The following is a 23,308-nucleotide window of genomic DNA, read 5'->3' on the forward strand; positions in this document are numbered from 1 at the left end:
GATATGTCCTTTGACACCGTTCTGATTGCCAACCGCGGCGAGATCGCCGTGCGCGTCATCCGCACCCTCAAGCGGATGGGCATCCGCACCGTGGCCGTCTTCAGCGAGGCCGACGCGCAGGCGCGGCACGTCGCCGAGGCCGACACCGCGGTCCTGATCGGCCCCGCGCCGGCCCGGCAGAGCTACCTCGACATCGAGAAGGTGGTCGACGCCGCGGTGCGCACCGGAGCCCAGGCCGTCCACCCGGGTTACGGATTCCTCTCCGAGAACGCCGAATTCGCGGCCGCCCTGCAACGGGCCGGCATCGTGTTCATCGGGCCGCCGGCCGACGCCATCGCCACCATGGGTGACAAGATCACCGCCAAGGCGACGGTGTCCCGGTTCGACGTGCCGGTGGTCCCCGGCATCGCCCGGCCCGGTCTCACCGATGCCGAACTGCTCGCCGCCGCCGAGGACATCGGCTACCCCGTGCTGGTCAAGCCCTCGGCCGGTGGCGGCGGCAAGGGCATGCGGATGGTGGCGGACCCCGCGGAGTTGCCCGCTGCCCTGGTCAGCGCCCGCCGCGAGTCGGCGGCCGCCTTCGGCGACGACACGCTGTTCATGGAGCGGTTCGTGCTGCGCCCCAGGCACATCGAGGTCCAGGTGCTCGCCGACGCCCACGGCAACGTGATCCACCTCGGCGAGCGGGAGTGCAGCCTGCAGCGGCGCCACCAGAAGGTGATCGAGGAAGCGCCCTCCCCGCTGCTGGACGCGCAGACCCGGGCCCGGATCGGCGCCGCGGCGTGCGACACCGCCCGCAGCGTCGACTACCGCGGCGCGGGTACCGTCGAGTTCATCGTCTCGGCCGACAAACCCGACGAATTCTTCTTCATGGAAATGAACACCCGCCTTCAGGTCGAGCACCCGGTCACCGAACTGGTGACGGGCTGGGACCTGGTGGAGTGGCAGGTCCGCATCGCCGCCGGCGAACAGTTGCCGGTCGGCCAGGACGGCATCGAGATGCGCGGGCACGCCGTCGAGGCCCGGGTCTACGCCGAGGACGCCGCCCGCGGCTTCCTGCCGACCGGCGGGCCCGTCCTGGCGCTGGCCGAACCGGAGTCCGTGGGCGTGCGGATCGACTCCGGCCTGCGGGCCGGCGCGGTCGTCGGCAGCGACTACGACCCGATGCTGGCCAAGGTGATCGCCCACGGACCCGACCGGGACGCGGCGCTGGCCGGCCTCGACCGCGCGTTGACGCAGACCGCGGTGCTGGGTGTCGTCACCAACATCGACTTCCTGCGGTTCCTGCTGGCCGACCCCGACGTGGCCGCCGGCCGACTCGACACCGGACTGCTGGACCGCCGCGTCGGTGATTACCACGCGCCGGTGACCGACGATCGGGAGCTGATCGCGGCGGCGGCCTACCGCTGGCTGCAGCGCTGGGCCCAGGGCGCGGACTCGCTGTGGAGCGTGCCCTCGGGGTGGCGAATGGGAGAAGCGGCGGCCACCGTGCTGCGACTGCGCTCCGGGGACCGCACCGACCACGTGGCGATCACCGGCACCCCCGACGCCGCCACCGCCGTCGTCGTCGAACAGGGGGAGCGGCGCACGCTGCACGCCGCCCTCGAGGCCGACGTGTTGACCGTGGTGCTCGACGGGCTGCGCACGCAGTACCGGGTGGCCGAGTCCGACCACCAGATCTGGCTGGCCGGCCCGGCCGGGGTGATGATGGCCGAGGAGGTCCGCGAGGCGCCGGTGCGTCCCGACGACGAGCACAGCGGGGACGCCGAACTCGTCAGCCCCATGCCGGGTGCGGTGGTGGCGGTCAACGCGGCCGACGGCGATCAGGTCAGCGCGGGTGCGGTGGTGGTCGCGGTGGAGGCCATGAAGATGGAGCACTCGTTGAGCGCACCGGTGGACGGTGTGGTGGAAATTCTTGTCGCCGTGGGCGATCAGGTGAAGGTGGGTCAGCCGCTGGCCCGCATCACCGCAACTCAGAAGGAAGCAACAAATGACTGATTACCTGTCGACCGGCAACCTGCCCGACGACTACGCCGAACTGGCCAAGACCGTGCGCGACTTCGCCCAGAACGTCGTCGCGCCGGTGGCCGCCAAACACGATGCCGAACACAGCTTCCCGTACGAAGTGGTGGCCGGGATGGCCAACATGGGGTTGTTCGGCCTGCCGTTCCCGGAGGAGTACGGGGGCATGGGTGGCGACTACTTCGCGCTGTGCCTGGCGCTGGAGGAACTCGGCAAGGTCGACCAGAGCGTCGCGATCACCCTGGAGGCGGGCGTGTCGCTCGGCGCGATGCCCGTCTACCGGTTCGGCACCGAGGAACAGAAACAGGCCTGGCTGCCGCAGCTGACCAGCGGGCAGGCGCTCGGCGCGTTCGGGCTGACCGAGGCCGGCGGCGGCAGCGACGCCGGCGCCACCAAGACCACCGCGCGTCTCGACGACGGGCACTGGGTGATCAACGGCTCCAAGCAGTTCATCACCAACTCCGGCACCGACATCACCAAGCTGGTCACCGTCACGGCGGTCACCGGCGGCACCCCGGACAAGCCCGAGATCAGCTCGATCCTGGTTCCGGTGCCCACCGCGGGCTTCACCGCCGAACCCGCCTACAACAAGGTCGGCTGGAACGCCTCGGACACCCACCCGCTGAGCTTCGACGACGTTCGGGTGCCCGAGGAGAACCTGCTCGGCGAGCGGGGCCGCGGCTATGCGAACTTCCTGCGCATCCTCGACGAGGGGCGCATCGCGATCGCGGCGCTGTCGGTCGGTGCGGCGCAGGGCTGCGTGGACGAGAGCGTCAAGTACGCCAAGGAACGCTCGGCGTTCGGGCAGCCCATCGCCAACTATCAGGCCATCGAGTTCAAGCTGGCCCGGATGGAGGCGCGCGCTCACGCCGCCCGCACCGCCTACTACGACGCAGCCGCGCTGATGCTCGCGGGCAAGCCGTTCAAGAAGGAGGCCGCGGTGGCCAAGATGGTGGCCAGCGAGGCTGCGATGGACAACGCGCGCGACGCCACGCAGATCCACGGTGGCTACGGATTCATGAACGAGTACGCGGTCGCGCGGCACTACCGCGACAGCAAGATCCTGGAGATCGGCGAGGGGACAACCGAAGTGCAGCTGATGATCATCGCGCGACAGATGGGAATCTGAGAATGACGGAGCCGGAGAAGGTCGTCCACCAGCGCGGCCTGTGGTACGAGGAGTTCGAGATCGGCGTGCGGTACGTGCACGCGCCCGGCCGGACCATCACCGAGGCCGACAACGTGCTGTTCACCACGCTGACGATGAACACCCAGGCGCTGCACCTCGACGCCGCGTTCTCCGACGCGCTGCCGCCGTTCAACCAGCGCCTGGTGAACTCGATGTTCACGCTGTCGACGCTGGTGGGCCTGTCGGTCACCCAGCTGACCCAGGGCACCATCGTCGGCAACCTCGGCTTCTCCGACATCGCCTTTCCGAAGCCGCTGTTCCACGGCGATACCCTGTACGCCGAGACCGTCGTCACCGACAAGCGGGAGTCCAAGAGTCGACCCGGGGAGGGCATCGTCACCTTCGCCCACACCGCCCGCAACCAGCACGGTGATGTGGTGGCCACGGCCTCGCGAAAGACCATGGTGCGCAAGAAACCTCAGGAGGACTAGTGCCACTCGACAACGCCGGACCCGCCTGGCTGTTCTGCCCGGCCGACCGACCCGAGCGCTTCGAGAAGGCCGCCGCGGCCGCCGACATCGTCATCCTCGACCTCGAGGACGGCGCCGGCGACAAGGCCGCCGCCCGCGAGGCGTTGCTGAGCACGCCGCTGGATCCGCGCCGCACCGTGATCCGGATCAACGCCGGCGACTCGCCGGAACAGAAACTCGATCTCGAGGCGCTGTCCCGCACCGAGTACGACACCGTGATGTTGCCGAAATGCGAGTCCGCGCAGCAGGTGAGCGCGCTGGCTCCGCTGGAGGTCGTGCTGATCGTCGAGACCCCGCTGGGTGCGCTCAAGGTCGACGAGACTGCCGCCGCGGACAACACCGTCGGCGTGATGTGGGGAGCCGAGGACCTCTTCGGTTTCCTGGGCGGCACCGCGAACCGCTTTCCCGACGATTCCTACCGGGACGTCGCCAAGTACGTGCGGTCGCGGTCGCTGCTGGCCGCCAAGGCGTTCGGCAAGCAGGCCCTGGACTCGGTGTACATCGACATCAAGAACCTCGACGGGCTGCGGCGCGAGGTCGACGACGCGGTGGCCGTCGGCTTCGACATCAAGGTGGCAATCCATCCCAGCCAGGTCGCCGTCATCCGGGAGGGCTACGCGCCGTCCGCCGAACAGGTGCAGTGGGCGCGACACGTCCTGGCCGCCGCCGAACAACAGCGCGGTGCTTTCGCTTTCGAGGGCATAATGGTGGATGCGCCAGTGCTAAGGCGAGCAGAGCGAATCGTGCAGCTCGCGCCCTGACACTCGGACGCTGGCTGGCATACCGCCACAAGCGGATGCTCGACTGGCCCCGCGCTGGAGCTGACCTAAGGGTCTGACGGCCAAACATGTCGTCGGCGACCTAAAGGAGGCGCTATGGCTGGGTCTGCTCACGCACCGGTGTCCGACGGCACCGCCGGGATCGAACCGGTGCAGCTCATCGCACCCGATGGTGCCTCGACCAGCCAGCGGCGTTACCGCCGCGATCTGCCGCCGGAGACGTTGTCCTGGCTCTACGAGATGATGGTCCTCACCCGCGAACTCGACATCGAGTTCGTCAATCTGCAGCGCCAGGGAGAGTTGGCGCTGTACGCCTCGTGCCGAGGTCAGGAGGCCGCGCAGGTGGGCGCGGCGGCCTGCCTACGCAAGACCGACTGGCTGTTCCCGCAGTACCGTGAGCTCGGCGCCTTCCTGATCCGCGCCATCACACCGGCGCAGATGGGTGCGATGTGGCGGGGCAGCTGGCACGGCGGGCTCGGTTTCACCGACAAACGCTGCGCGCCCATCTCCATCCCGATCGGCACGCAGCAGCTGCACGCCGTCGGGGCCGCGATGGCCGCCCAGCGCCTCGGCGAGGACTCGGTGACGGTGGCCTTCCTCGGCGACGGCGCCACCAGCGAGGGCGACGTGCACGAGGCCCTCAACCTGGCATCGGTGTTCAACGCCCCGTGCGTGTTCTACGTGCAGAACAACCAGTGGGCGATCTCCGTTCCGGTGGCGCAGCAGGTGGCCGGGCCGTCGATCGCGCATCGCGCCGCCGGGTACGGGATGCCCGGCGTCCGCGTGGACGGCAACGACGTGCTGGCCTGCTACGCGGTGATGGCCGAGGCCGCCCAGCGCGCGCGGGACGGCGGCGGCCCGACCCTGATCGAGGCGGTGACCTACCGGATGGGCCCGCACACCACCTCCGACGATCCGACGCGCTACCGCGACGAGGACGAAGTGCGGCAATGGGCGGCGCGCGACCCGATTTCGCGATACCGCAGCCATCTGCAACGCATCGGGGTGTACAGCGATCGGCTCGAGGCACGGGTGGCCGCCCGCGCCGAGCGCATGCGCACCGAGTTGCGCGACGCGATCGTCGGCGCGCCCGATCCCGACGTCACCGAGATGTTCGACACCGTCTACGCCGAGATCACCCCGGCGTTGGCCGAACAACGCGAGCAGTTGCGCATCGAGTTGGCGAAGGAGGCGTGAGATGACCCAGATCTTCGACCGGCCGCCGATGGCCGACGACGACGCACCCGCACCCCGGGGGCCGCTGCTGCGACCGGTGCCGTCGGACACCGAGGTCACCATGGTCAGCGCCATCAACCGGGCGCTGCACGACGCGATGGCCAACGACGACCGCGTGCTGGTGTTCGGCGAGGACGTCGCCCGCCTCGGCGGGGTGTTCCGGGTCACCGAGGGGCTCAGCGAAACCTTCGGTGAGTCAAGGTGTTTCGACACCCCGCTCGCCGAATCCGCGATAGTCGGGGTGGCGATCGGCATGGCGATCCGCGGGCTGCGGCCCGTGCCCGAGATCCAGTTCGACGGCTTCAGCTACCCGGCGTTCGACCAGATCGCGAGCCATCTCGCGAAGTATCGGATGCGCACCCGCGGGGGCGTCGACATGGCCGTGACCCTGCGGATCCCGTCGTTCGGCGGCATCGGGGCGGTCGAGCACCATTCCGAATCGACCGAGACCTACTGGGCGCACACCGCCGGACTCAAGGTCGTGGTGCCGTCGACCCCGTCGGACGCCTACTGGCTGTTGCGACACGCGATCGCCGGCCGGGACCCGGTGATCTATCTGGAACCCAAGCGGCGGTACTGGACCCGCGGACCCCTGGACACCACGGTGCCCGCGGAACCGATTGGGCGCGCGGCCATCCGGCACCCCGGCACCGACGTCACGGTCGTGACCTACGGCCCGCTGGTCGACACCGCGGTCAGCGCCGCCGGACTGGCGGCCGAGACCCAGGGGTGGAGTCTGGAGGTCCTCGACCTGAGGTCGTTGAATCCGTTGGACTTCGACACCGTCGCGGATTCGGTGCGCAGGACCGGGCGGTGCGTCATCATGCACGAGGGCCCGCGCACCCTCGGCTTCGGCGCCGAGTTGGCCGCCCGGGTGAGCGAGGAGTTGTTCTACGAGCTGGAGGCGCCGGTGTTGCGCGCCACCGGGTTTGACACCCCGTATCCGCCGGCCCGGCTGGAGAAGGCGTGGTTGCCGGGGCCGGACCGATTGCTGGACTGCGTCGAGAAGGTCATGAGTCTGCCATGACTGCCGGGGAGGGTTCGCTGCGGGATTTCCTGGTGCCCGACCTGGGGGAGGGACTCGAGGACGCCACGGTGATCGGGTGGAGTGTCGCCGTGGGGGACGAGGTCGAACTCAACCAGACGCTGTGCACGTTGGAGACCGCCAAGGCGCAGGTCGAGATCCCCAGTCCGTACGCCGGCCGGATCGCCGAATTGGGCGGAGCCGAAGGCGATGTGCTGCCCGTCGGCGGGGTGCTGGTGCGCATCGACACCGGTGCCGCCGCACCGAGCAGTTCGGCAACTCCGCCCGCGGCCCCGGCGGCCGGTCCGTCTCCGGCGCGCAGCCCGGTGCTGGTGGGCTACGGCGCCGACGCCGGCTTCGACACCAGTCGCCGCCGCGACGGCAGGCCGCGGGCGAAGCCGTCGGTGCGCAAGCTGGCCGCCGAACTCGGCGTGGACCTCGCCGGGTTGAGCCCGGATGCCGACGGGGTGATCTCCCGCGAGGCCGTGCTCGCCGCCGCCGATGGTCCCCCGGGCAACGCCGATGATCACATCACCGAGGTGCGTGGCGTGCAAGCCGAGATGGCCAAACGGATGGCCTTGTCGCGCAGTCAGATTCCTGACGCCCACGGCAGCGTCACGGTGGACTGCACGCGGCTGCTGGAGCTCGGCGAGCGCCTGGGTGTGACGCCGTTCGTCGTGATGTTGCGCCTGCTGGTGTTGGCGTTGACGCACCACGGCGTCTTCAACTCGACCTGGGTGGACGGGCCCGACGGCCCGCGGCTGCACACGCATCCGGGCATCCACCTCGGGATCGGTGTGGCCGCCCCGCGCGGACTGCTGGTCCCGGTGGTGCACGACGCCCAGGAGTTGAGCACCCGGGAGCTGGCCGAGGTGGTCCGCCGGCGGGTGGACAGCGCCCGGGCGGGCACGCTCAAACCCGTTGAGCTGCAAGGTTCGACATTCACGGTGTCGAATTTCGGCGCGCTGGGTCTGGACGAGGCCGTGCCGGTGATCAACTATCCGGAGGCCGCGATCCTGGGGATCGGGTCCATCAAGCCCCGCGCCATCGTCATCGACGATGCGGTGGTCGCGCGCCCGACGGCAACCCTGACCTGCGCCTTCGACCACCGCATCGCCGATGGTGCGCAGCTGGGAGCGTTTCTGGGCGAGCTGCGGGGCCTGATCGAGCTGCCCGAAACCGCGTTGCTGGACCTCTGACTACTTGCGTTGCGCGGCCTGCAGGCGGGCCTGGAATTCCGGTGACTGGATCGACTTCGCCTGCGGGCCAAGCTCGGTGCGCATGGCGGTGTGGTGCAGCTCGGTATCGACCGAACCGGGAGAAGCGGTGGCGCGCATGGTCGCCTTGGTGGCCAGCACCACCTCGCGCGGAGCTGACGCCGGTCCGGCGGCCAGCTCCAGGGCGGCGGCCACCGGGTCGTCGGCGACCTGCAGGGCCAGACCGTGGGCGACGGCCGACTGGGCGTCGAACCGCATGCCGAACAGCAGGGCGGCGCGGGCGGCCTGCGGGCCCACGCCGCGCTGCAGCATCCAGGTGGCGCCGCCGCCGGGGTGAATACCCAGCTTCTGGAACCGGGGGTCGAACATGGCGTGCGGGCCCGCGATGCGGACGTCGGCCGCCAACGCGAGGTTCAGCCCGGCCCCCACCGCGGCGCCGTTGACGGCGGCGATCGTCGGCAGGGCGCAGTTGGCGACCGCCATGAAGCCGTCGTAAATGCGCAGCAGCCCCTCCTCGGCGGCCGACCCGAGCGCGCTGAGGTCGGCGCCCGCGCAAAATGCCTTACCGGCGCCGGTGACGACCAGTGCGTGCACGTCGGTGTCGGCCTCGGCACGGTCGACGGCCGCGCGGAGGCCGGCCGACATGTCGTCGGTGACGGCGTTGCGCCGGTCGGGATCGTTGACGGTGACCAGCGCGACGCGGTCGGTGACGGAGTAGAGCACGAGGTCAGAACTCATGGCCGAGACGTTACTCGCCGGCGCGTCGCCGGCCCGCCCTCGGGTTCCTCGACCTGCCGGCCGCCGCCATTACGGTTGCGACCTGACGATCGCTGTGCCGCTGAGGGGACAGTCACCGCAGGTGCGTCGCGCGGCCGTGCGGTAGTAGAGGCAGCAACTGCGACGTTTGATTGCCCCGATGATGTCCCCGTCGAGACGCCCAGACAGAGGCGGCGTGGCCAGGATCTGCCGCGATATCGCGTCCACGTCATGGTGATGGTGCTCTCCCCGACCCAAAAGCGTATTCGTCACCAGCACCAGTGCAGCGGCGGCGTTGCCCCACAGCAGACCCGCGGCCACCTCGGTGACGGACTTCAGCGCGATGTGCGCCGAGGTCAACTGATTGATGACGAGATCGGCGACAAGTGCCGCAGTTTCGGCCGGTGTGGCGCCGGGGCGCTCGAGTGCGGTGGGGATTGGAAGATGAAATCTGACATGCCCCGCCGGAGATCTTCCGTAAGTCACGGCATGTAGGTCGGGTATCAGCCCGTCCGTCACCCAAGCCCCTAACGTCACGGCCCAAAGGCGTTCCGCAAGTTCGTACTGCAACGACGACACCGCGACGCGCGGCTCAGTTGTGTCCAGGCGGTGCGCTACGTCCTCGACGAGTTGACGCAAGTGGGGCTGTGAAAAGAACTCCTCGGCACTGACCCCAGGAGACGTTGGGTCGAGGCGGATCACGAAGTGCGGGCCGATGCCCCCGGTGGCGCGCAGTGCGCGGCGCGGCCGATCGCCGCTGATGGATTCCCAGCTGTTCACCTGACCGCCAAGGTGCCTCGGGGGTGCCGCCACGGTCGCGGTCTATTCGGATGAAGACCGGCTAGGGAGAGGCTAGCGATCTGCTCAATCACGTTGCCGACGCTGCCGTTTCGGTCTATCGAAGCGGTACGGCGTGAGTGCGGCCGGGAGTGCGGCAAGACCGGGACCGCCGTCCCACAGCCAGCCGGCGATGTCGGCTGCCGCGGTCTCGTCCAGGACGAAACCCAACCATGTCGACCGTCCGCCGATTCGGTGTCCCTGACCCGATGGCGAGACCACGAGTACGTTCGACCGCTCGCAAGGTCCCAGGCAATCCGTGGTCCGAAAGTTGGATATTCCCTGTAGTAGCTCGCGCAGGGTTGTCACCTGGGCCTCGTGGTCGAACGTCGGGTGCTTCCTCGTCGTACCGCAGCAGCAACCACGGCACATGGTGACGGTCGGTTTGGACTGGTCCAACGCCACGATGTCTGCGCCTTTCGAATTCGTCTTCACGTTGCGCGTCCATTCGGCGTCAGCCCCCAGATGGCGTTCAGCATCGCAACGCGGTCAAGTTCCTCGTCCACTGACACCGGGACAGCGTGGGGCCGGGCGGATTCGCCTCCGACGTCGACCGCTCGTGCACCGTCATCGAACATCTTCCGGCCCGCGCTCGGCGCCCGTTCCAGCGTCTCGAATCTGCTTCTGGTCCAGAAGGAGTCGGGCGTGACATTCACCATTCCCATCACGCGCAGCGGCGTGCCACGGGGTCGGCTCCGATTCATGATTGCGGCGACCAGTAGTCGAGCATCTCGGCGAAGGTGTCGAAAGCCGGCTTCGAGACACCGTAGGGCGCCTCGAAGTGCAAACTGAGCGGATAGCCCAATTCGGCCACCCCATCGATCACTCGCTTGTACAAGTCGAGGAGCCGACGGCGTTTGATTTCGGGTTCACTTGCGGCAAGGCCTCGGACGAACTCCTGCTCCGCAGCGACCGCCGGGTTGCCGGGATCCTGTATCAGCCAATCGATCAGGCGGACTTTGCTTTCCAGCTTCGGCACGAAGCCGAACGACAGCAGAATCTCGGGCCGGTGCTCGCTGATTCGCGAGTATTCGGAGAGGAAATCGACGATCGCATCGGAATAGAGCAACTGCGTCATCCAGAAGGTGGCGCCGTGATCGCATTTGAAATCAAAACGTCCCTGCTCGCCATCGCGCGTCGGGATCAGGATGACGCCCCGGTTCGGTACCACGTCGTCGAACTTCGACAGAGCGTCCGTGGGTGCGACACCGCCGCCCTCCCCGTCGTTCATCGTGCGAGGGACACCGACGAAGATGATGCCGTCGAATCCCGCTTCGCCCAGACCTGTGAGCCGGCTGCGAAGCGCAGATTCGTTCAGGAACGAGGTGACCTGCGTGCACATACCTTGGACGCCGGGAAGTTCCGGATGGATGGCCGACCAATAATCCAAGACGTCAAGTTTGGGCTTCAACTCGATGGGGCGATCGGCGTCCTCCGCGATCATCCCGGGGATCGTGACGTGCCCAATGCGACCCGCGATGCCGGCCTCAGCGGAATACTGTAGGACCTCACGCGCCTCGTCGCGAGCGTACTCGGCCCCGCGGTCGGTGTTGGGTGGTACCAGTTCCAACGCGATGGTGTTCAGGGGCACCGGGAACCTCCGATTTCGTATGGGTGGACACGTTGCCCCAGGGTTGTTGGGGCGCAACGTGTCAGGGGATCAGGCGTTGGTGCGAATCTGCTTGGCGGCCTCGGCCATGTTGCGCAGCCTGGCGTCGACTTCATCGGTCTTGCGGGTCTTCAAACCGCAGTCCGGGTTGGCCCAGAGCCGGTCGGGACGGACGGCGGACAACTCAGCGCGAAGTGCGTTACGGGGCCGTTGCGTGGCGATCTCAATGTCGTCGCAGTGAACGGCGGGACGGTACTAGACACGGCGGGCGTCCTTCACACGATGGGATGCTCATCGCCATCGGACGTCTGCCAGTGCAGTCGGGTGACCGCTGGGTGACTTCCGCCCATTCCGCGAGGCGATGCGCCGCTGGACGCGGCGCGCCCAGCACAACTGGCAGGTCTTCGGACTCGCGGGCACGCACCGGTTCGGTGCTCCTAGTGGCCGTCGCTTCCCGGTCATGGTGACCAGTGCCATTGACGGCGGTCGTTCCTGCATACCGCTGCGGGACAGTCCCGGGTTCTCACCGGGTTCCCTCTCACATCACACCTAGACCAGCGTGGGACGTTCGATGTGGCGACCAGGAGGTCGCCACAGACCAGTTGCGCCGCTCAGACTACTCTGCGGCGATATCGGGGGAGCAGCACCGCCGACCCAGGGCCGCTAGAGGTATCTGGGCCGGATCCATGGCCGTGGCTGAACTTCTCGAACAAGCCGTCACCGACAAACTCGGCTCCGCCACAAACGCCGAGATTACTCAGCACGGCTGAATAAATCCTGATCGAGCGCCCCCGGCAGGAATCGAACCTGCGACCTAGAGATTAGAAGGCTCTTGCTCTATCCAACTGAGCTACGGAGGCAATGTGCAGGTAGTTTAGCCAACCCCGCGGTCCGGGCCCAGCGTGCGCCACGCGCCGGGACAAATGCGTTTGGATGGCAGTGGAGTTGGCTACTGTGTGAGTCACGACACAACGCGGTCCGAGTGGGCCGCGCCGGGTCGTGGCGGGCGACGACGCCCATGCCGGAATGCGAGGGTGTTGTTGCGATGACGCTGGTGACGGACGCGGCCCAACCCGCCGCCCGCCCAGGGCCGCTGCAGGCGGCGTTGGGCCTGATGGCCAATCCCGTTGGAACCTTCCAGGCGGCCTCGGTGCTGCTGCGAGGCGCTCCCTCGCTGGCCGGGTGGCTGGCCGGCTGGGCCGTCACCGAGTTCCCGCTGCGGGTGCTCACCGGGCACGCGCTGTCTTCGGTGAACGCCGCGCCGGTGAACCGCTTCACCGCCGGCCTGGCTGCACAGCGCGCCGACAGCGTGCTGCAGGACGCCCTCGTCGAGGCGCACGGACCCGACTACGCCGAGCAGGTGTCGCACCCGGTCACCGACCCCACCGTCCGCCGGCACAGCGTCGCCGGGGTATGGCGCGCCACCCAACGCAGCCGATACGCCACCGTCACCCGCAATGTGTCCTACGGTCCGGGCGGTCGCGATCATCTGCTCGACATCTGGCGTCGCCCCGACGTCACCCCGGACGCCAAGGTTCCGGTCCTGCTGCAGGTGCCCGGCGGCGCGTGGGCGCTCAGCGAAAAACGCGGCCAAGCCGTGCCATTGCTCAGCCGGATGGTCGAACTCGGCTGGATCTGCGTGACCATCAACTACAGCCGGAGCCCGTTCAGCGCGTGGCCGGCGCACATCATCGACGTCAAGCGGGCCATCGCCTGGTTGCGGGAAAACATCGCCGAGCACGGTGGCGACCCGGATTTCATCGCGATCACCGGCGGCTCGGCCGGCGCGCACATCGGTTCGCTGGCGGCGCTGACCGCCAACAACGCCGCGCTGCAACCCGGGTTCGAGGACGTCGACACCAGCGTGGCCGCCGCGGTGCCGTATTACGGCGCCTACGACCTCACCGACCCGGCGAACATGTGCGAGTTGATGCTGCCGTTCCTGGAGAACTTCGTGATGCGCGCCCGCCTGGCCGATGCTCCCGGTCTGTACCGGGACGCGTCGCCGATCGCCCACGTGCATCGTGACGCACCGCCGTTCTTCGTCCTGCACGGACGCAACGATGCGGTCATCCCGCACACCCAGGCGCAGATCTTCGTCGACGCGCTGCGGGGCGTCGGCGCCGCCACCGTCGCACACGCCGAACTTCCCAACGCGCACCACGCTTTTGACACCATCGCCACGGTGCGATCGCAGATGGTCACCGACACCGTCGCCGATTTCCTCGGCATCACCTACGGCCGGCACCGCCTGGGACTGGACCGCCTCGTCCACCACGTAGGGTGACGCCGCGGCGATCCTCGGAATCGCTCTCGCCGAACCGTTGCTGAGACTAGCGTGGGTAAGTGATCGGGGCCGCTCGTGGCGCGATGACGACTGACATTACGGAGGATTTGAGGGTATTGGTGAGTGAGTCCTTCGACGCGTCCGCGTTCTCCGATGAGCTCAGCGCCGTGGATCAGTTGCTGCACCGCGGCGAGGCCAACCCGCGCACGAGGTCGGGCATCATGGCGGTCGAGTTGCTCGACGCCACCCCGGACTGGGAGCGGTACCGCACCACCTACGAAAACGCTTCGCGGCGGGTGCCGCGGCTGCGACAGAAGGTCGTCATGCCGACGTTGCCCACGGCCAACGCCCGCTGGGTCATCGACCCCGATTTCGACCTCGACTTCCACGTCCGGCGGGTTCGGGCCCCCGAACCGGGCGGCATCCGTCAGGTCTTCGACATCGCCGAGGTCATCCAGCAATCACCGTTGGACATCACCCGCCCGCTGTGGAGTGCGACGCTGATCGAAGGGCTCGAAGGGGGCCGCGCCGCGCAGATCCTGCACCTGAGTCACGCGGTGGCCGACGGCGTGGGCATGGTCGCGATGTTCACCGAGATCTACGATCTGGAACCCGACGCGCCGCCGCGGCCCGCGGCACCGCTGCCCATCCCGCAGGACCTCTCACCCAACGACCTGATGCGCTCCGGGCTCAACGCCTTGCCCGGGTCCATCGTCGGCGGGGTCCGGGGCGCGCTCTTCGGCGCTCTCGGCGTGGTGGGCAAGGCCATCACCCACCCCGGTTCGGTGGTCTCCGGAGCGCTCGACTACGCCGGTTCCAGCCGACGGATCGTGCGCCAGGCCGCGCCACCGTCACCCCTGTTGCGCCGGCGCAGCCTCTCGACGCGCACCGAGGCGATCGAGATTCCGCTCGCCGACCTGCATCGAGTGGCCAAGACGGCCGGCGGCTCGATCAACGACGCCTATCTGGCCGGGCTCTGCGGTGCGTTGCGGCGCTACCACGAGGCCCTCGGTGTGCCCGTCCCCACGCTGCCGATGGCGGTGCCGGTCAACCTGCGGGCCGACTCCGACCCCGCCGGCGGAAACCGGTTTGCCGGCGTCAACATCGCCGCGCCCATCGGCACGGTCGATGCCGCGGCGCGCATGCACAAGATCCGCGCGCAGATGACCCAGCGCCGCGAAGAGGCGGCGCTCGACGTGCTCGGCGTGGTCGCCCCGGTGCTCTCCTTGCTGCCCGACCCGGTGCTGGAGTCGATGACCGGTGCGGTGATCGCGTCGGACGTGCAGGCCAGCAACGTGCCGGTGTATCCGGGCGACAGCTTCATCGCCGGGACAAAAGTGTTGCGGCAGTTCGGAATCGGCCCGCTGCCGGGGGTGGCCATGATGGTCGTGCTGGTGTCCCGCGGCGGGTACTGCACCATCTCGGCGCGCTATGACCGCGCCGCGATCACCGACGAGGCGTTGTTCGCACGCTGTTTCGCCGCCGGCTTCGACGAGGTGCTGGCGCTGGCCGGGGACCCGGATCTGCGCGTCACCCCCGTCTCGTTCGCCGCCCCCGACACCGGCACCGACAACGGCGGCGGCGACGCGGAACCGACAGACCCCTCAAGCAACGGATCGGCGGTGTGATGACGTCACCTCGGGATTTGCGACTGCCGGGCTCGGTGGCCGAGGTCAAGGCCAGCCCACCGGGACCGAAGATCGGTGCGTTCTTCGACTTGGACGGCACCCTGGTCGCCGGGTTCACCGGAGTCATCCTGACCCAGGAGCAGTTTCGGCGCCGCGAGCTCGGCCTCGGCGACCTGATCGGCATGATCCAGGCCGGCCTGAACCACCAACTGGGGCGTTCCGAGTTCGAGGACCTCATCACCTCGGCGACCTCGGTGATGCGGGGTCGGTCGATCACCGACATGGACCAGGTGGGCGAGCGGCTGTTCAAGCAGCACATCGAGGCCCGCATCTACCCGGAGATGCGCGACCTGGTGCGGGCCCATCTGGACCGCGGCCACACCGTGTGCCTGAGCTCGTCGGCGTTGACCATCCAGGTGGAGCCGGTCGCGGAATTTCTCGGCATCCCGAACACGCTGACCAACCAGTTCGAGCTCGACGAGGACGGGACGCTCACCGGGCAGGTGGTGCGGCCCATCCTGTGGGGGCCCGGCAAGGCGAACGCGGTGCAGAAGTTCGCCGCCGAACGCGGAATCGACCTGAAGGACAGTTACTTCTACGCCGACGGCAACGAGGACGTCGCGCTGATGTACCTGGTGGGCCATCCGCGCCCGACCAACCCCGAGGGCAAGATGGCCGCGGTGGCGCGTCAACGCGGTTGGCCCATCCTCAGATTCACCAGCCGCGGCGGCCCCAGTCTCACCGGCGCGCTGAAGACCATCGCCGGGCTCGGCTCCGTGGTCCCGATCGCCGCCGGCGCCATCGGCTGGGGGATGCTGACCCGCAGCCGACGCCGCGGCATCAACTTCTTCACCAGCAACTGGGGCTCGATCCTGTTGGCCTCCAACGGGGTCAAGCTGAATGTCCTGGGCCGGGAGAACCTCGACAAGCAGCGGCCGGCGGTGTTCATCTTCAACCACCGCAACAACTTCGACCCGATCATCACCAGTGCTCTGGTGCGGGACAACTTCACGGGGGTGGGCAAGAAGGAACTGGCCGACGACCCGATCGCGGGCACGCTGGGCAAGCTGATGGACGCGGTCTTCATCGACCGCGACAACACCGAGTCCGCCGTCGCCTCGCTGAAGCAGGTCGAGGATCTGGTGCGTAAGGGGCTGTCCATCGTGATGGCCCCGGAGGGCACCCGGCTCGACACCACCACCGTCGGCCCGTTCAAGAAGGGCCCGTTCCGCCTGGCGATGTCGGCCGGGATTCCCATCGTCCCGGTGGTGATCCGCAACGCGGAGGTCATCGGTTCTCGGGACGCCACCTTGATGCGACCCGGCACGGTGGATGTCGTGGTGTTCCCGCCGATTTCGGTGCAGGACTGGACCGTCGAGAATCTCGAGGAACGGATCGCGCAGGTGCGGCAGCTCTACCTCGACACCCTGCAGTCCTGGCCCGAGGGGGAGGTGCCCGAGGTCGCGCTCGGCGCGCCCAAGAAGGCGGGGCCCAAGAAGGCCGCGGCGAAGAAGCCTGCGAAGAAGGCGGCCAAAAACACGGCGAAGAAGGCGGCGGCGAAGAAGGTGGCCAAGGCCGCGAAAAACTCTGCCGCCACGAAGAAGTCGGCGGCGAAGAGCCCCGGATCGGCCGCTGAGTCCGGGGCGCCCCCACCGGTGCAGGGCCGGCCATGACGAGCCGCAACGGTGGCGCGGAGCTGCCGGAGGTCACCATCGACGGCGGCGCGTTGGTGCTCGCCTCGGTGGCCTCCCCGGCCGAACTCGACCTGCTCACCGACTGGTTGCGGACTCAGCGCGCCGCCCACCCGGGAGCCGACATCGAGGTGGTGCAACTGCCCGCCGACGAGCCCCCACCCGGGGTCCTCGCCGAACTGGTCGAGCAACTCGAGACCGGCGACGACCGCGAGGTGGTCCCGGTGCGGGTGTTCTGGGTCCCCGGCGGGCTACCGACCCGCGTCAAGATCGTCGGGCTCCTTCAGGGCCGCGACACCTACCGGCCACCGGAGAAGTTGCAGCGGCGCATCCTGCGCCGGGACAAGTCGCGGGCCACCGTCGTCGCCGGCGAACCCGCCAAGGTTTCCGAGCTGCGCCAACAGTGGCAGGACACCACCGTCGCCGACTCACCGCGGGACTTCGCCCGGTTCGTGCTGCGCCGGGCCTCGCTGGCCATCGAACGCATCGAACTACGGCTGCTCGGACCCGAGTACAAATCGCCGCGGCTGGTCAAGCCGGAGATGCTGGCGTCCAACCGATTTCGAGACGGACTGGCCCAGATCCCAGGTGCCACGGTCGAACAGGCCGGCGAGATGCTCGACGAACTGGCCACCGGGTGGAGCCGGTTCTCCGTCGATCTGATGCCCAACCTGGGCCGGGCGATCTTCAGCCGAGGATTCGATCCCAACATCGACTACGACGCCGCCGAGATCGAAGCCCTGCGCGGCGCGCTGGAACGCCACCCCGCGGTGCTGCTGTTCTCGCACCGTTCCTACCTCGACGGCGCGATCGTGCCGGTGGCCATGCAGGAGAACCGGCTGCCGCCCGTGCACACCTTTGCCGGCATCAATCTGTCGTTCGGCTTCATGGGGCCGTTGATGCGCCGCTCCGGGGTCATCTTCATCCGCCGCAAGCTCGACGACCCGCTGTACAAGTACGTGCTGCGACAGTTCGTCGGCTACATCGTCGAGAAGCGATTCAACCTCAGCTGGTCCATCGAGGGCACGCGGTCACGCACCGGAAAGATGTTGCCGCCCAAGCTCGGTCTGCTCGCCTACGTCGCCGACGCCTACCTGGACGGCCGCAGCGACGACATCCTGTTGCAGCCGGTGTCCATCACTTTCGACCAGCTCCACGAGACCCGCGAGTACGCCGCGTATGCCCGCGGCGGGGAGAAGACGCCGGAGGGACCCAGCTGGCTGTACAACTTCATCAAGGCGCAGGGGGAGCGCAACTTCGGCAAGATCTACGTCCGCTTCCCGGCGGCGGTGTCGATGCGCGACTACCTGCACCTGGAGCCCGGCGAGGCGGAGATGGACCCCGCGGCCAAACGTCTTGCGCTGCAGAAGATGGCGTTCGCGGTGGCGTGGCGGATTCTCGAGGCCACCCCGATCACCGCCACGGGGCTGGTGTCGGCGCTGTTGCTGGTGACCCGCGGCGTCGCGCTGACCCGTGACCAGGTGCACCACACCCTGCGGGATGCGTTGGATTACTTGGACCGCAAGGGCACCCCGGTGACCGAGTCCACCCGTCGGCTGCGCAGCCCCGAGGGCGTCCAGGCGGCGTTGGACGCGTTGTCCGGCGGCAATCCCGTCACGCGCGTCGACGGCGGCCGCGAGCCGGTCTGGCGGATCGCGCCCGAAGACGAGCACGAGGCGGCGTTCTACCGCAACTCGATCATCCACGCGTTCCTGGAGACCTCGATCGCCGAACTGGCGCTGGCCTACGCCGGGCGGGCGTCCGGGGATCGGCTCGAGGCGTTCTGGTCGCAGGTGATGCGGCTGCGCGACCTGTTGAAGTTCGAGTTCTACTTCGACGAGTCCGCGGCCTTCCGGGACCACATCGCCGAGGAGATGACCTGGCTCGACGACTGGGAGTCCCGCCTGGCCGACGGCGCCGACGTCGAGGCGATGCTCTACGACATGCGCCCGCTGATGGCGCACGCGATGTTGCGGCCGTTCATCGAGGCCTACGAGATCGTCGCCGATGTCCTGCTCGAGGCTCCGGCGCAGATCGACGAGAAGGAGCTGACCCAGCGCGCGCTCGGGGTGGGCAGCCAGCGACTCGCTCAGCGGCAGGTGCGCAGCAACGAATCGGTGTCGGCGCTGCTGTTCGCGACGGCCCGGCAGGTGGCCGCCGACCAAGGGTTGCTGGACCCGGCTGCCGATCTGACCGAACGGCGTCAGGCGTTCCTGACCGAACTGCGCGGCATCCTCGCCGACATGCACCAGGTGCACATGATCTCTCGGCGGCAGTTCCTCGAGCGGGAGGCCGCCGCGGACAAGACCGCTTAGCGGCGGGATTCGGTCTGGTCATACCCTGGTGCGGTGACCTCCTCAGTTACCGGACAACGCACCGCGGTGTGGCCGGTGCTGCTCGGAGTGGGCCTGCTGGCCGGCTGCACGGCCGCGGGGCTGGCTGCGTTGGCGCTTGCCGACGCGCTGACCGCGACCGGACTGCCGGATCCGGGCCCGGTGACCACCCTCGGCCTGCCGTTCGTGCGGGCCGCCGGGGAGATCGCCGCGACCCTGGCCGTCGGGTCCTTCCTGTTCGCGGCATTCTTCGTCCCGCCGCAGGCCAACGGGGTGCTCGACGTCGGTGGTTACCGTGCCGTGCGCACCGGCACCGTGGCCGCGGGGGTGTGGGCCGTGTGCGCGGCGCTGCTGGTCCCGCTGACGGTTTCCGACGTGTCCGGTCAGCCGCTGCTCGATCACCTCAGTCCGGTGGACATCTGGTCGGCGGCCAGTCTGATCGACACCGCCGATGCGTGGCGCTGGACGGCGTTCCTGGCGGCCGGGGTGGCCCTGGCCGCCATCCCCGTACTGCGCTGGTCGTGGACCCCGATCCTGTTCCTCGGCTCGCTGGTGACGTTGATCCCGCTGGGCCTGACCGGGCATTCGGCCGCCGGCGGCTCGCACGACGTCGGCACCAACAGCCTGCTGATCCACCTGGTGGCCGCGGCGCTGTGGGCCGGTGGCCTGTTCGCGCTGCTGGCCCACGCGCTGCGCGGCGGTGAGCACGGCGCGTTGGCCGCCCGCCGGTTCTCCTCGGTGGCGTTGTGGTGCTTTGTCGCCATGGCGGTCTCCGGCGTGGTGAACGCGCTGATCCGGGTGCGGCCCGGGGACCTGATCAACACCCCCTACGGCGCGCTGGTCGGTGCGAAACTGCTGGCGCTGTGCCTGCTGGGGTTCTTCGGGTGGCGACAACGCCGCTCCGGTCTGGTGGCACTCGACGCCGACCCGACCGCCCGCGGACCGCTGATCCGGCTGGCCCTGACCGAGGCGGTCATCCTCGGCCTGACCTTCGGGGTGGCGGTGGCGCTGGGCCGCACCCCGCCGCCCCCGCCGCGGGTGCTCAACCCGTCGATCGCTGAAGTGGAGATCGGCTACAACCTCGACGGCCCGCCGACACTGGCCCGGGTGCTGTTCGACTGGCGCTTCGACATGATCTTCGGCACCGCGGCCATCATCTTCGCGCTGGTGTACATCGCCGGGGTGTGGCGGCTGCGCAAGCGCGGCGACGCCTGGCCCCCCGGGCGCACCGTGGCCTGGCTGCTGGGCTGCGCGGCGCTGCTGTTCGCGACGTCGTCGGGCCTGGGCCGCTACATGCCGGCGATGTTCAGCATGCACATGGGCGCGCACATGCTGATGTCGATGCTGGTGCCGATCCTGCTGGCGCTCGGCGGCCCGGTGACGTTGGCGCTGCGCGCGCTGCCGGCCGCCGGCCGTGGACAGCCGCCGGGCATGCGGGAATGGCTGCTGGCGGCGCTGCACAGCCGGTTCTCGAAGTTCCTCACCAACCCGATCATCGCGACGGCGCTGTTCATCGCCGGCTTCTACGGGCTGTACTTCGGCGGCATCTACGACGCGGCCGCCAGCGATCACGCCGGGCACGTGGCGATGAACTTCCACTTCCTGGCGACCGGCTACCTGTTCTACTGGTGCGTCATCGGCGTGGACCCGACGCCGCGGCCGCTGCCGCCGCTGGCGAAACTGGCGATGGTGTTCGGCTCGCTGCCGCTGCACGCCTTCTTCGGAGTGGTGCTGATGGGCATGAACACCGTCCTCGCCGAGAGGTTCTACGGGTCGCTGCAACTGCCCTGGGACATCGACCTGCTCCAAGATCAGAAGCTCGGCGGCGGCATCGCCTGGGCGGCCGGCGAGGTGCCGCTGGTCATCGTCATGATGGCGCTGCTGATCCAGTGGTCGCGCAGTGACCGGCGCACCGCCAAACGCCTGGACCGCGCCGCCGACCGCGACGACGACGCCGAGCTGGCGGCCTATAACAACATGCTCGCCGAGATGGCGCGGCGGGAGAAGCAGGGGCGCTAGGACCGCGGTGCTGCCCGCGGCCACCTAGGCAGGGGTGTGTCTGCAGGCCCACGCGCCGCTTCTGGCACCCCGCTCGGATGCGACTGGTCGGGTTTTGATGCCAAAGGATCTCGACCTGGTCGTGATCAACATGATGTCGCGGTCACCGTCTGTTCGGCGATCGATGGTTCGGCGACGGGCGCTCGTCACTGCCCCAGGTCGGGCTGAAGACAAACCCGCCCGACGCACCCCGCTAGTTCGGTGCCGGGGGTGGTTGGGGTTGGAAGGGTTGGTACCACCACCAGTCGGCGCGTTCGCCGGTGGGTCCGGGGTACGGCGGGACGTCCGGTGGTGGGTTTTGCGGAGGTCGGGCCAGTGTGCCGGAATGTAGTGGCCGGCCGTCGGAGTCGGTGACGACGAGGTGGTCGGCGGGTCCGGTGAGGGTGATCAGCCCGGTGTGGTGGGCGCGATGGTGGTAAGGGCAGACCAGCACGAGGTTGTCGAGTTCAGTGGGGCCGCCGTGTTCCCAGTGGATGAGGTGGTGGGCGTGCAGGCCGCGGGTGGCCCCGCAGCCGGGCACCACGCAGCAGTCGTCACGGTGTTCGAGGGCGCGGCGCAGGCGGCGGCCGATGGTGCGGGTGGAGCGGCCGGCCCCGATCGGGCGGCCGTCGCGCTGGAACCAGATTTCGGCGGTGGCGTCGCAGGTCAGGTAGCGGCGTTCGGCGTCGGTGAGCAGGGGACCGAGGTGCAGGTCGGCGATCCGGTCGGCGATGTCGAGGTGCACGACGATGGTTGTGCGTTGGCCGTGGGGGCGGCGCGTGGCTTCGGCGTCCCAGCTGTCTTCGATTAAGCGCATGAAGGCGTCGAGGGTGGTTGGCATGGGCGGCCGCTGCTCGGCGGGAGCGGTGGTGTGGTTGCTTTTCCAGTCGGTGATCAGGGCGTCGTGGTGGGATTGGAGGGCGGCGTCGAAGGTGGCTGCGGCCAGCGGGGACAGGCGGAGGCGGTAGTCGACGTGGTCGCCGCGGTCGGTTCTGGTGAGCGCCGGCGGCGATGCGGGCCCCGGGTCGGGGTCGGGGCGTGGTTCGAGTTTGATCGCGGTGCGGAGTTGGGTGACGGTGGCGCTGCGGGCCAGTTCGGCGTAGTGGGCGTCGGAGCCTTCGGCGGCGCGTGCGGCGATGACGCCGACTTGATCGAGGGAGAGCCGCCCCTCGCGTAGGCCTTGGGTGCATTCGGGGAAGTCGTCGCGGCGATGGGCGATCGTGGCCAGGGTTTCGGCGTTGTTGGGGGTGACTCCGGTTTTCCAGGCGATCAGTGCGCGGATCGAACGGGCGCCGGTGTTGCCCCAGAGGCCGTCGTGGTCGATTTCGGCGACGATGTCGACGATGCGTCCGTCGATGGCGTTGCGTTGCCCGGTCAGCTCAGCGAGTTCTTCAAAGAGCACCTCGAGACGATCAGCCGGGCTCGCGTCGGCCGGCGCGGTAGCCGTGACTGAGGACATGACCGCAGCATCTGAGGGTGGTCCGACATCTGGCACGTGCGTGAGGCCACCGTGGCGCGCAAACCCTTCGCCTATCCACAGTCCCGACTTCATCCACAGCCCGGTCCCGGTCCGGAGCGGTCTGCGGGCGCACCGTCGGACCCGCCGGGCTGACTGGCACTCGCACAAGCCAGTGCACCCCGCACCGAAAGGACCGAACCATGAATGACACCCCGCTGACCGTTGTCGGACGACTCGTGAATGCCCCCGTCCTGCGCCGGGTGGGCGACGCCCAGGTGGCCAACTTCCGGCTGGCCAGCAACTCCCGGCGACGCACCCCGGACGGCACCTGGGAACAGGGCAACTCGCTGTTCTTGAACGTGAGTTGCTGGGGCAAGCTGGGCACCGGCGTCGCTGCCAGCCTGGGCAAGGGCGACGCGGTGGTGGTCACCGGCTCCGTCTACACCAACGAGTACGACGACCGGGAAGGCAACCGCCGGTCCTCGTTCGAGATGCGGGCCAACGCCGTCGGCCCCGATCTGACGTACTACGTGGTCAAGCTAGGCCGCGTCGTCGAGAACGAATATTCCGGCGCAGTGGCGAATCCCGGCGACCAGTCCGGTGCCGACGACGACGTCGCCGCCTCGGACCTGCAGGACGTCGACTTCTCGGAGGAACCGGACCCGGTCCCGGCATGAGGTGCCCGCGCCACGGCGAATAGGTCGCCGCATCGTCGCCCCCGGGGTCTGCGAGGC

At 68.9% G+C, this 23,308-nt stretch carries 18 protein-coding genes, 1 tRNA gene, 1 pseudogene and 1 riboswitch; of the genes and pseudogenes, 13 read left to right on the plus strand and 7 right to left on the minus strand.

Features of this window, described 5'->3' with window-relative positions:
- The first annotated feature begins 3 nt into the window (after nucleotides 1–3).
- The 7 genes from R2K23_RS07790 to R2K23_RS07820 all read left to right on the plus strand — a co-directional run bounded on the left by R2K23_RS07790 (nucleotide 4) and on the right by R2K23_RS07820 (nucleotide 7,919).
- Complete coding sequence (locus tag R2K23_RS07790) at nucleotides 4–1,998, plus strand: acetyl/propionyl/methylcrotonyl-CoA carboxylase subunit alpha (protein WP_316515785.1); 1,995 nt, start codon at nucleotides 4–6, stop codon at nucleotides 1,996–1,998.
- Entirely contained in the window at nucleotides 1,991–3,151 is a 1,161-nt protein-coding gene (locus tag R2K23_RS07795) for an acyl-CoA dehydrogenase family protein (RefSeq protein WP_316515788.1), read from the plus strand. Before R2K23_RS07790 ends, R2K23_RS07795 begins: the two co-directional genes overlap by 8 nt.
- A gap of 2 nt (nucleotides 3,152–3,153) precedes the next feature.
- Nucleotides 3,154–3,642: a MaoC family dehydratase gene (locus tag R2K23_RS07800; RefSeq protein ID WP_316515790.1), complete on the plus strand. Its 489-nt coding sequence runs from the start codon at nucleotides 3,154–3,156 to the stop codon at nucleotides 3,640–3,642.
- Nucleotides 3,642–4,442, plus strand: coding sequence for an HpcH/HpaI aldolase/citrate lyase family protein (locus tag R2K23_RS07805; protein WP_316515792.1), 801 nt, complete (start codon nucleotides 3,642–3,644; stop codon nucleotides 4,440–4,442). The genes R2K23_RS07800 and R2K23_RS07805 overlap by 1 nt, the downstream gene beginning before the upstream one ends.
- 114 nt (nucleotides 4,443–4,556) lie before the next feature.
- Complete coding sequence (pdhA, locus tag R2K23_RS07810) at nucleotides 4,557–5,657, plus strand: pyruvate dehydrogenase (acetyl-transferring) E1 component subunit alpha (protein ID WP_316515793.1); 1,101 nt, start codon at nucleotides 4,557–4,559, stop codon at nucleotides 5,655–5,657.
- A 1-nt stretch (nucleotide 5,658) separates the two neighbouring features.
- Nucleotides 5,659–6,723, plus strand: a complete 1,065-nt coding sequence (locus tag R2K23_RS07815; RefSeq protein WP_396893237.1) for an alpha-ketoacid dehydrogenase subunit beta — start codon at nucleotides 5,659–5,661, stop codon at nucleotides 6,721–6,723.
- The gene (locus tag R2K23_RS07820) at nucleotides 6,720–7,919 is read left to right on the plus strand and encodes a dihydrolipoamide acetyltransferase family protein (RefSeq protein WP_316515795.1); all 1,200 of its coding nucleotides are present in this window, start codon (nucleotides 6,720–6,722) and stop codon (nucleotides 7,917–7,919) included. Before R2K23_RS07815 ends, R2K23_RS07820 begins: the two co-directional genes overlap by 4 nt.
- Here the strand turns inward: R2K23_RS07820 and R2K23_RS07825 are convergent, their stop codons facing one another.
- The 6 genes and pseudogenes from R2K23_RS07825 to R2K23_RS07850 all read right to left on the minus strand — a co-directional run bounded on the left by R2K23_RS07825 (nucleotide 7,920) and on the right by R2K23_RS07850 (nucleotide 11,999).
- Nucleotides 7,920–8,675, minus strand: a complete 756-nt coding sequence (locus R2K23_RS07825) for an enoyl-CoA hydratase (RefSeq protein WP_316515797.1) — start codon at nucleotides 8,673–8,675, stop codon at nucleotides 7,920–7,922. It abuts the gene before it with no gap.
- 69 nt (nucleotides 8,676–8,744) lie between these two features.
- Entirely contained in the window at nucleotides 8,745–9,473 is a 729-nt protein-coding gene (locus R2K23_RS07830) for a (2Fe-2S)-binding protein (RefSeq protein WP_316515799.1), read from the minus strand.
- 488 nt (nucleotides 9,474–9,961) lie between these two features.
- On the minus strand, nucleotides 9,962–10,234 hold the full coding sequence (locus tag R2K23_RS07835; RefSeq protein WP_316515801.1) for a dihydropteroate synthase: 273 nt from the start codon (nucleotides 10,232–10,234) through the stop codon (nucleotides 9,962–9,964).
- A complete protein-coding gene (locus R2K23_RS07840; protein WP_316515803.1) occupies nucleotides 10,231–11,121 on the minus strand; it encodes a mycobacterial-type methylenetetrahydrofolate reductase in 891 nt (296 codons plus the stop codon). The genes R2K23_RS07835 and R2K23_RS07840 overlap by 4 nt, the downstream gene beginning before the upstream one ends.
- A gap of 69 nt (nucleotides 11,122–11,190) precedes the next feature.
- Nucleotides 11,191–11,337: pseudogene (locus tag R2K23_RS07845) on the minus strand (hypothetical protein); the annotation flags it as partial.
- A gap of 180 nt (nucleotides 11,338–11,517) precedes the next feature.
- Nucleotides 11,518–11,739, minus strand: a riboswitch (cobalamin riboswitch).
- Between the two features lie 186 nt (nucleotides 11,740–11,925).
- Nucleotides 11,926–11,999: transfer RNA gene (locus R2K23_RS07850), tRNA-Arg, on the minus strand.
- A 185-nt stretch (nucleotides 12,000–12,184) separates the two neighbouring features.
- Between R2K23_RS07850 and R2K23_RS07855 the strand changes: the two genes are divergently transcribed.
- The 5 genes from R2K23_RS07855 (at nucleotide 12,185) to R2K23_RS07875 (ending at nucleotide 21,097) form a co-directional block, all read left to right on the plus strand.
- Nucleotides 12,185–13,426, plus strand: coding sequence for an alpha/beta hydrolase (locus tag R2K23_RS07855; RefSeq protein ID WP_316515805.1), 1,242 nt, complete (start codon nucleotides 12,185–12,187; stop codon nucleotides 13,424–13,426).
- 119 nt (nucleotides 13,427–13,545) lie between these two features.
- Nucleotides 13,546–15,054, plus strand: coding sequence for a wax ester/triacylglycerol synthase family O-acyltransferase (locus tag R2K23_RS07860; protein ID WP_396893241.1), 1,509 nt, complete (start codon nucleotides 13,546–13,548; stop codon nucleotides 15,052–15,054).
- The gene (locus R2K23_RS07865; protein WP_316515807.1) at nucleotides 15,054–16,727 is read left to right on the plus strand and encodes an HAD-IB family hydrolase; all 1,674 of its coding nucleotides are present in this window, start codon (nucleotides 15,054–15,056) and stop codon (nucleotides 16,725–16,727) included. The genes R2K23_RS07860 and R2K23_RS07865 overlap by 1 nt, the downstream gene beginning before the upstream one ends.
- Nucleotides 16,724–19,060 carry a glycerol-3-phosphate 1-O-acyltransferase gene (locus tag R2K23_RS07870; protein ID WP_316515808.1) on the plus strand — a complete coding sequence of 779 codons (2,337 nt, stop codon included), beginning with the start codon at nucleotides 16,724–16,726 and terminating at the stop codon, nucleotides 19,058–19,060. Before R2K23_RS07865 ends, R2K23_RS07870 begins: the two co-directional genes overlap by 4 nt.
- Before the next feature lie 33 nt (nucleotides 19,061–19,093).
- Complete coding sequence (locus R2K23_RS07875; protein ID WP_316515811.1) at nucleotides 19,094–21,097, plus strand: bifunctional copper resistance protein CopD/cytochrome c oxidase assembly protein; 2,004 nt, start codon at nucleotides 19,094–19,096, stop codon at nucleotides 21,095–21,097.
- Nucleotides 21,098–21,329: 232 nt separating this feature from the next.
- Here R2K23_RS07875 and R2K23_RS07880 read toward each other — a convergent pair whose 3' ends face one another.
- The gene (locus R2K23_RS07880) at nucleotides 21,330–22,574 is read right to left on the minus strand and encodes an HNH endonuclease signature motif containing protein (RefSeq protein WP_316515813.1); all 1,245 of its coding nucleotides are present in this window, start codon (nucleotides 22,572–22,574) and stop codon (nucleotides 21,330–21,332) included.
- Between the two features lie 200 nt (nucleotides 22,575–22,774).
- On the opposite strand from R2K23_RS07880, the gene ssb reads away from it, so the two are divergent.
- Nucleotides 22,775–23,251, plus strand: coding sequence for a single-stranded DNA-binding protein (gene ssb, locus R2K23_RS07885; protein ID WP_316515815.1), 477 nt, complete (start codon nucleotides 22,775–22,777; stop codon nucleotides 23,249–23,251).
- Nucleotides 23,252–23,308: the final 57 nt, after the last annotated feature.

The organism is Mycolicibacterium sp. MU0050 (genome assembly GCF_963378085.1).
GTDB classification, from domain to species: Bacteria; Actinomycetota; Actinomycetes; order Mycobacteriales; family Mycobacteriaceae; genus Mycobacterium; species Mycobacterium wendilense.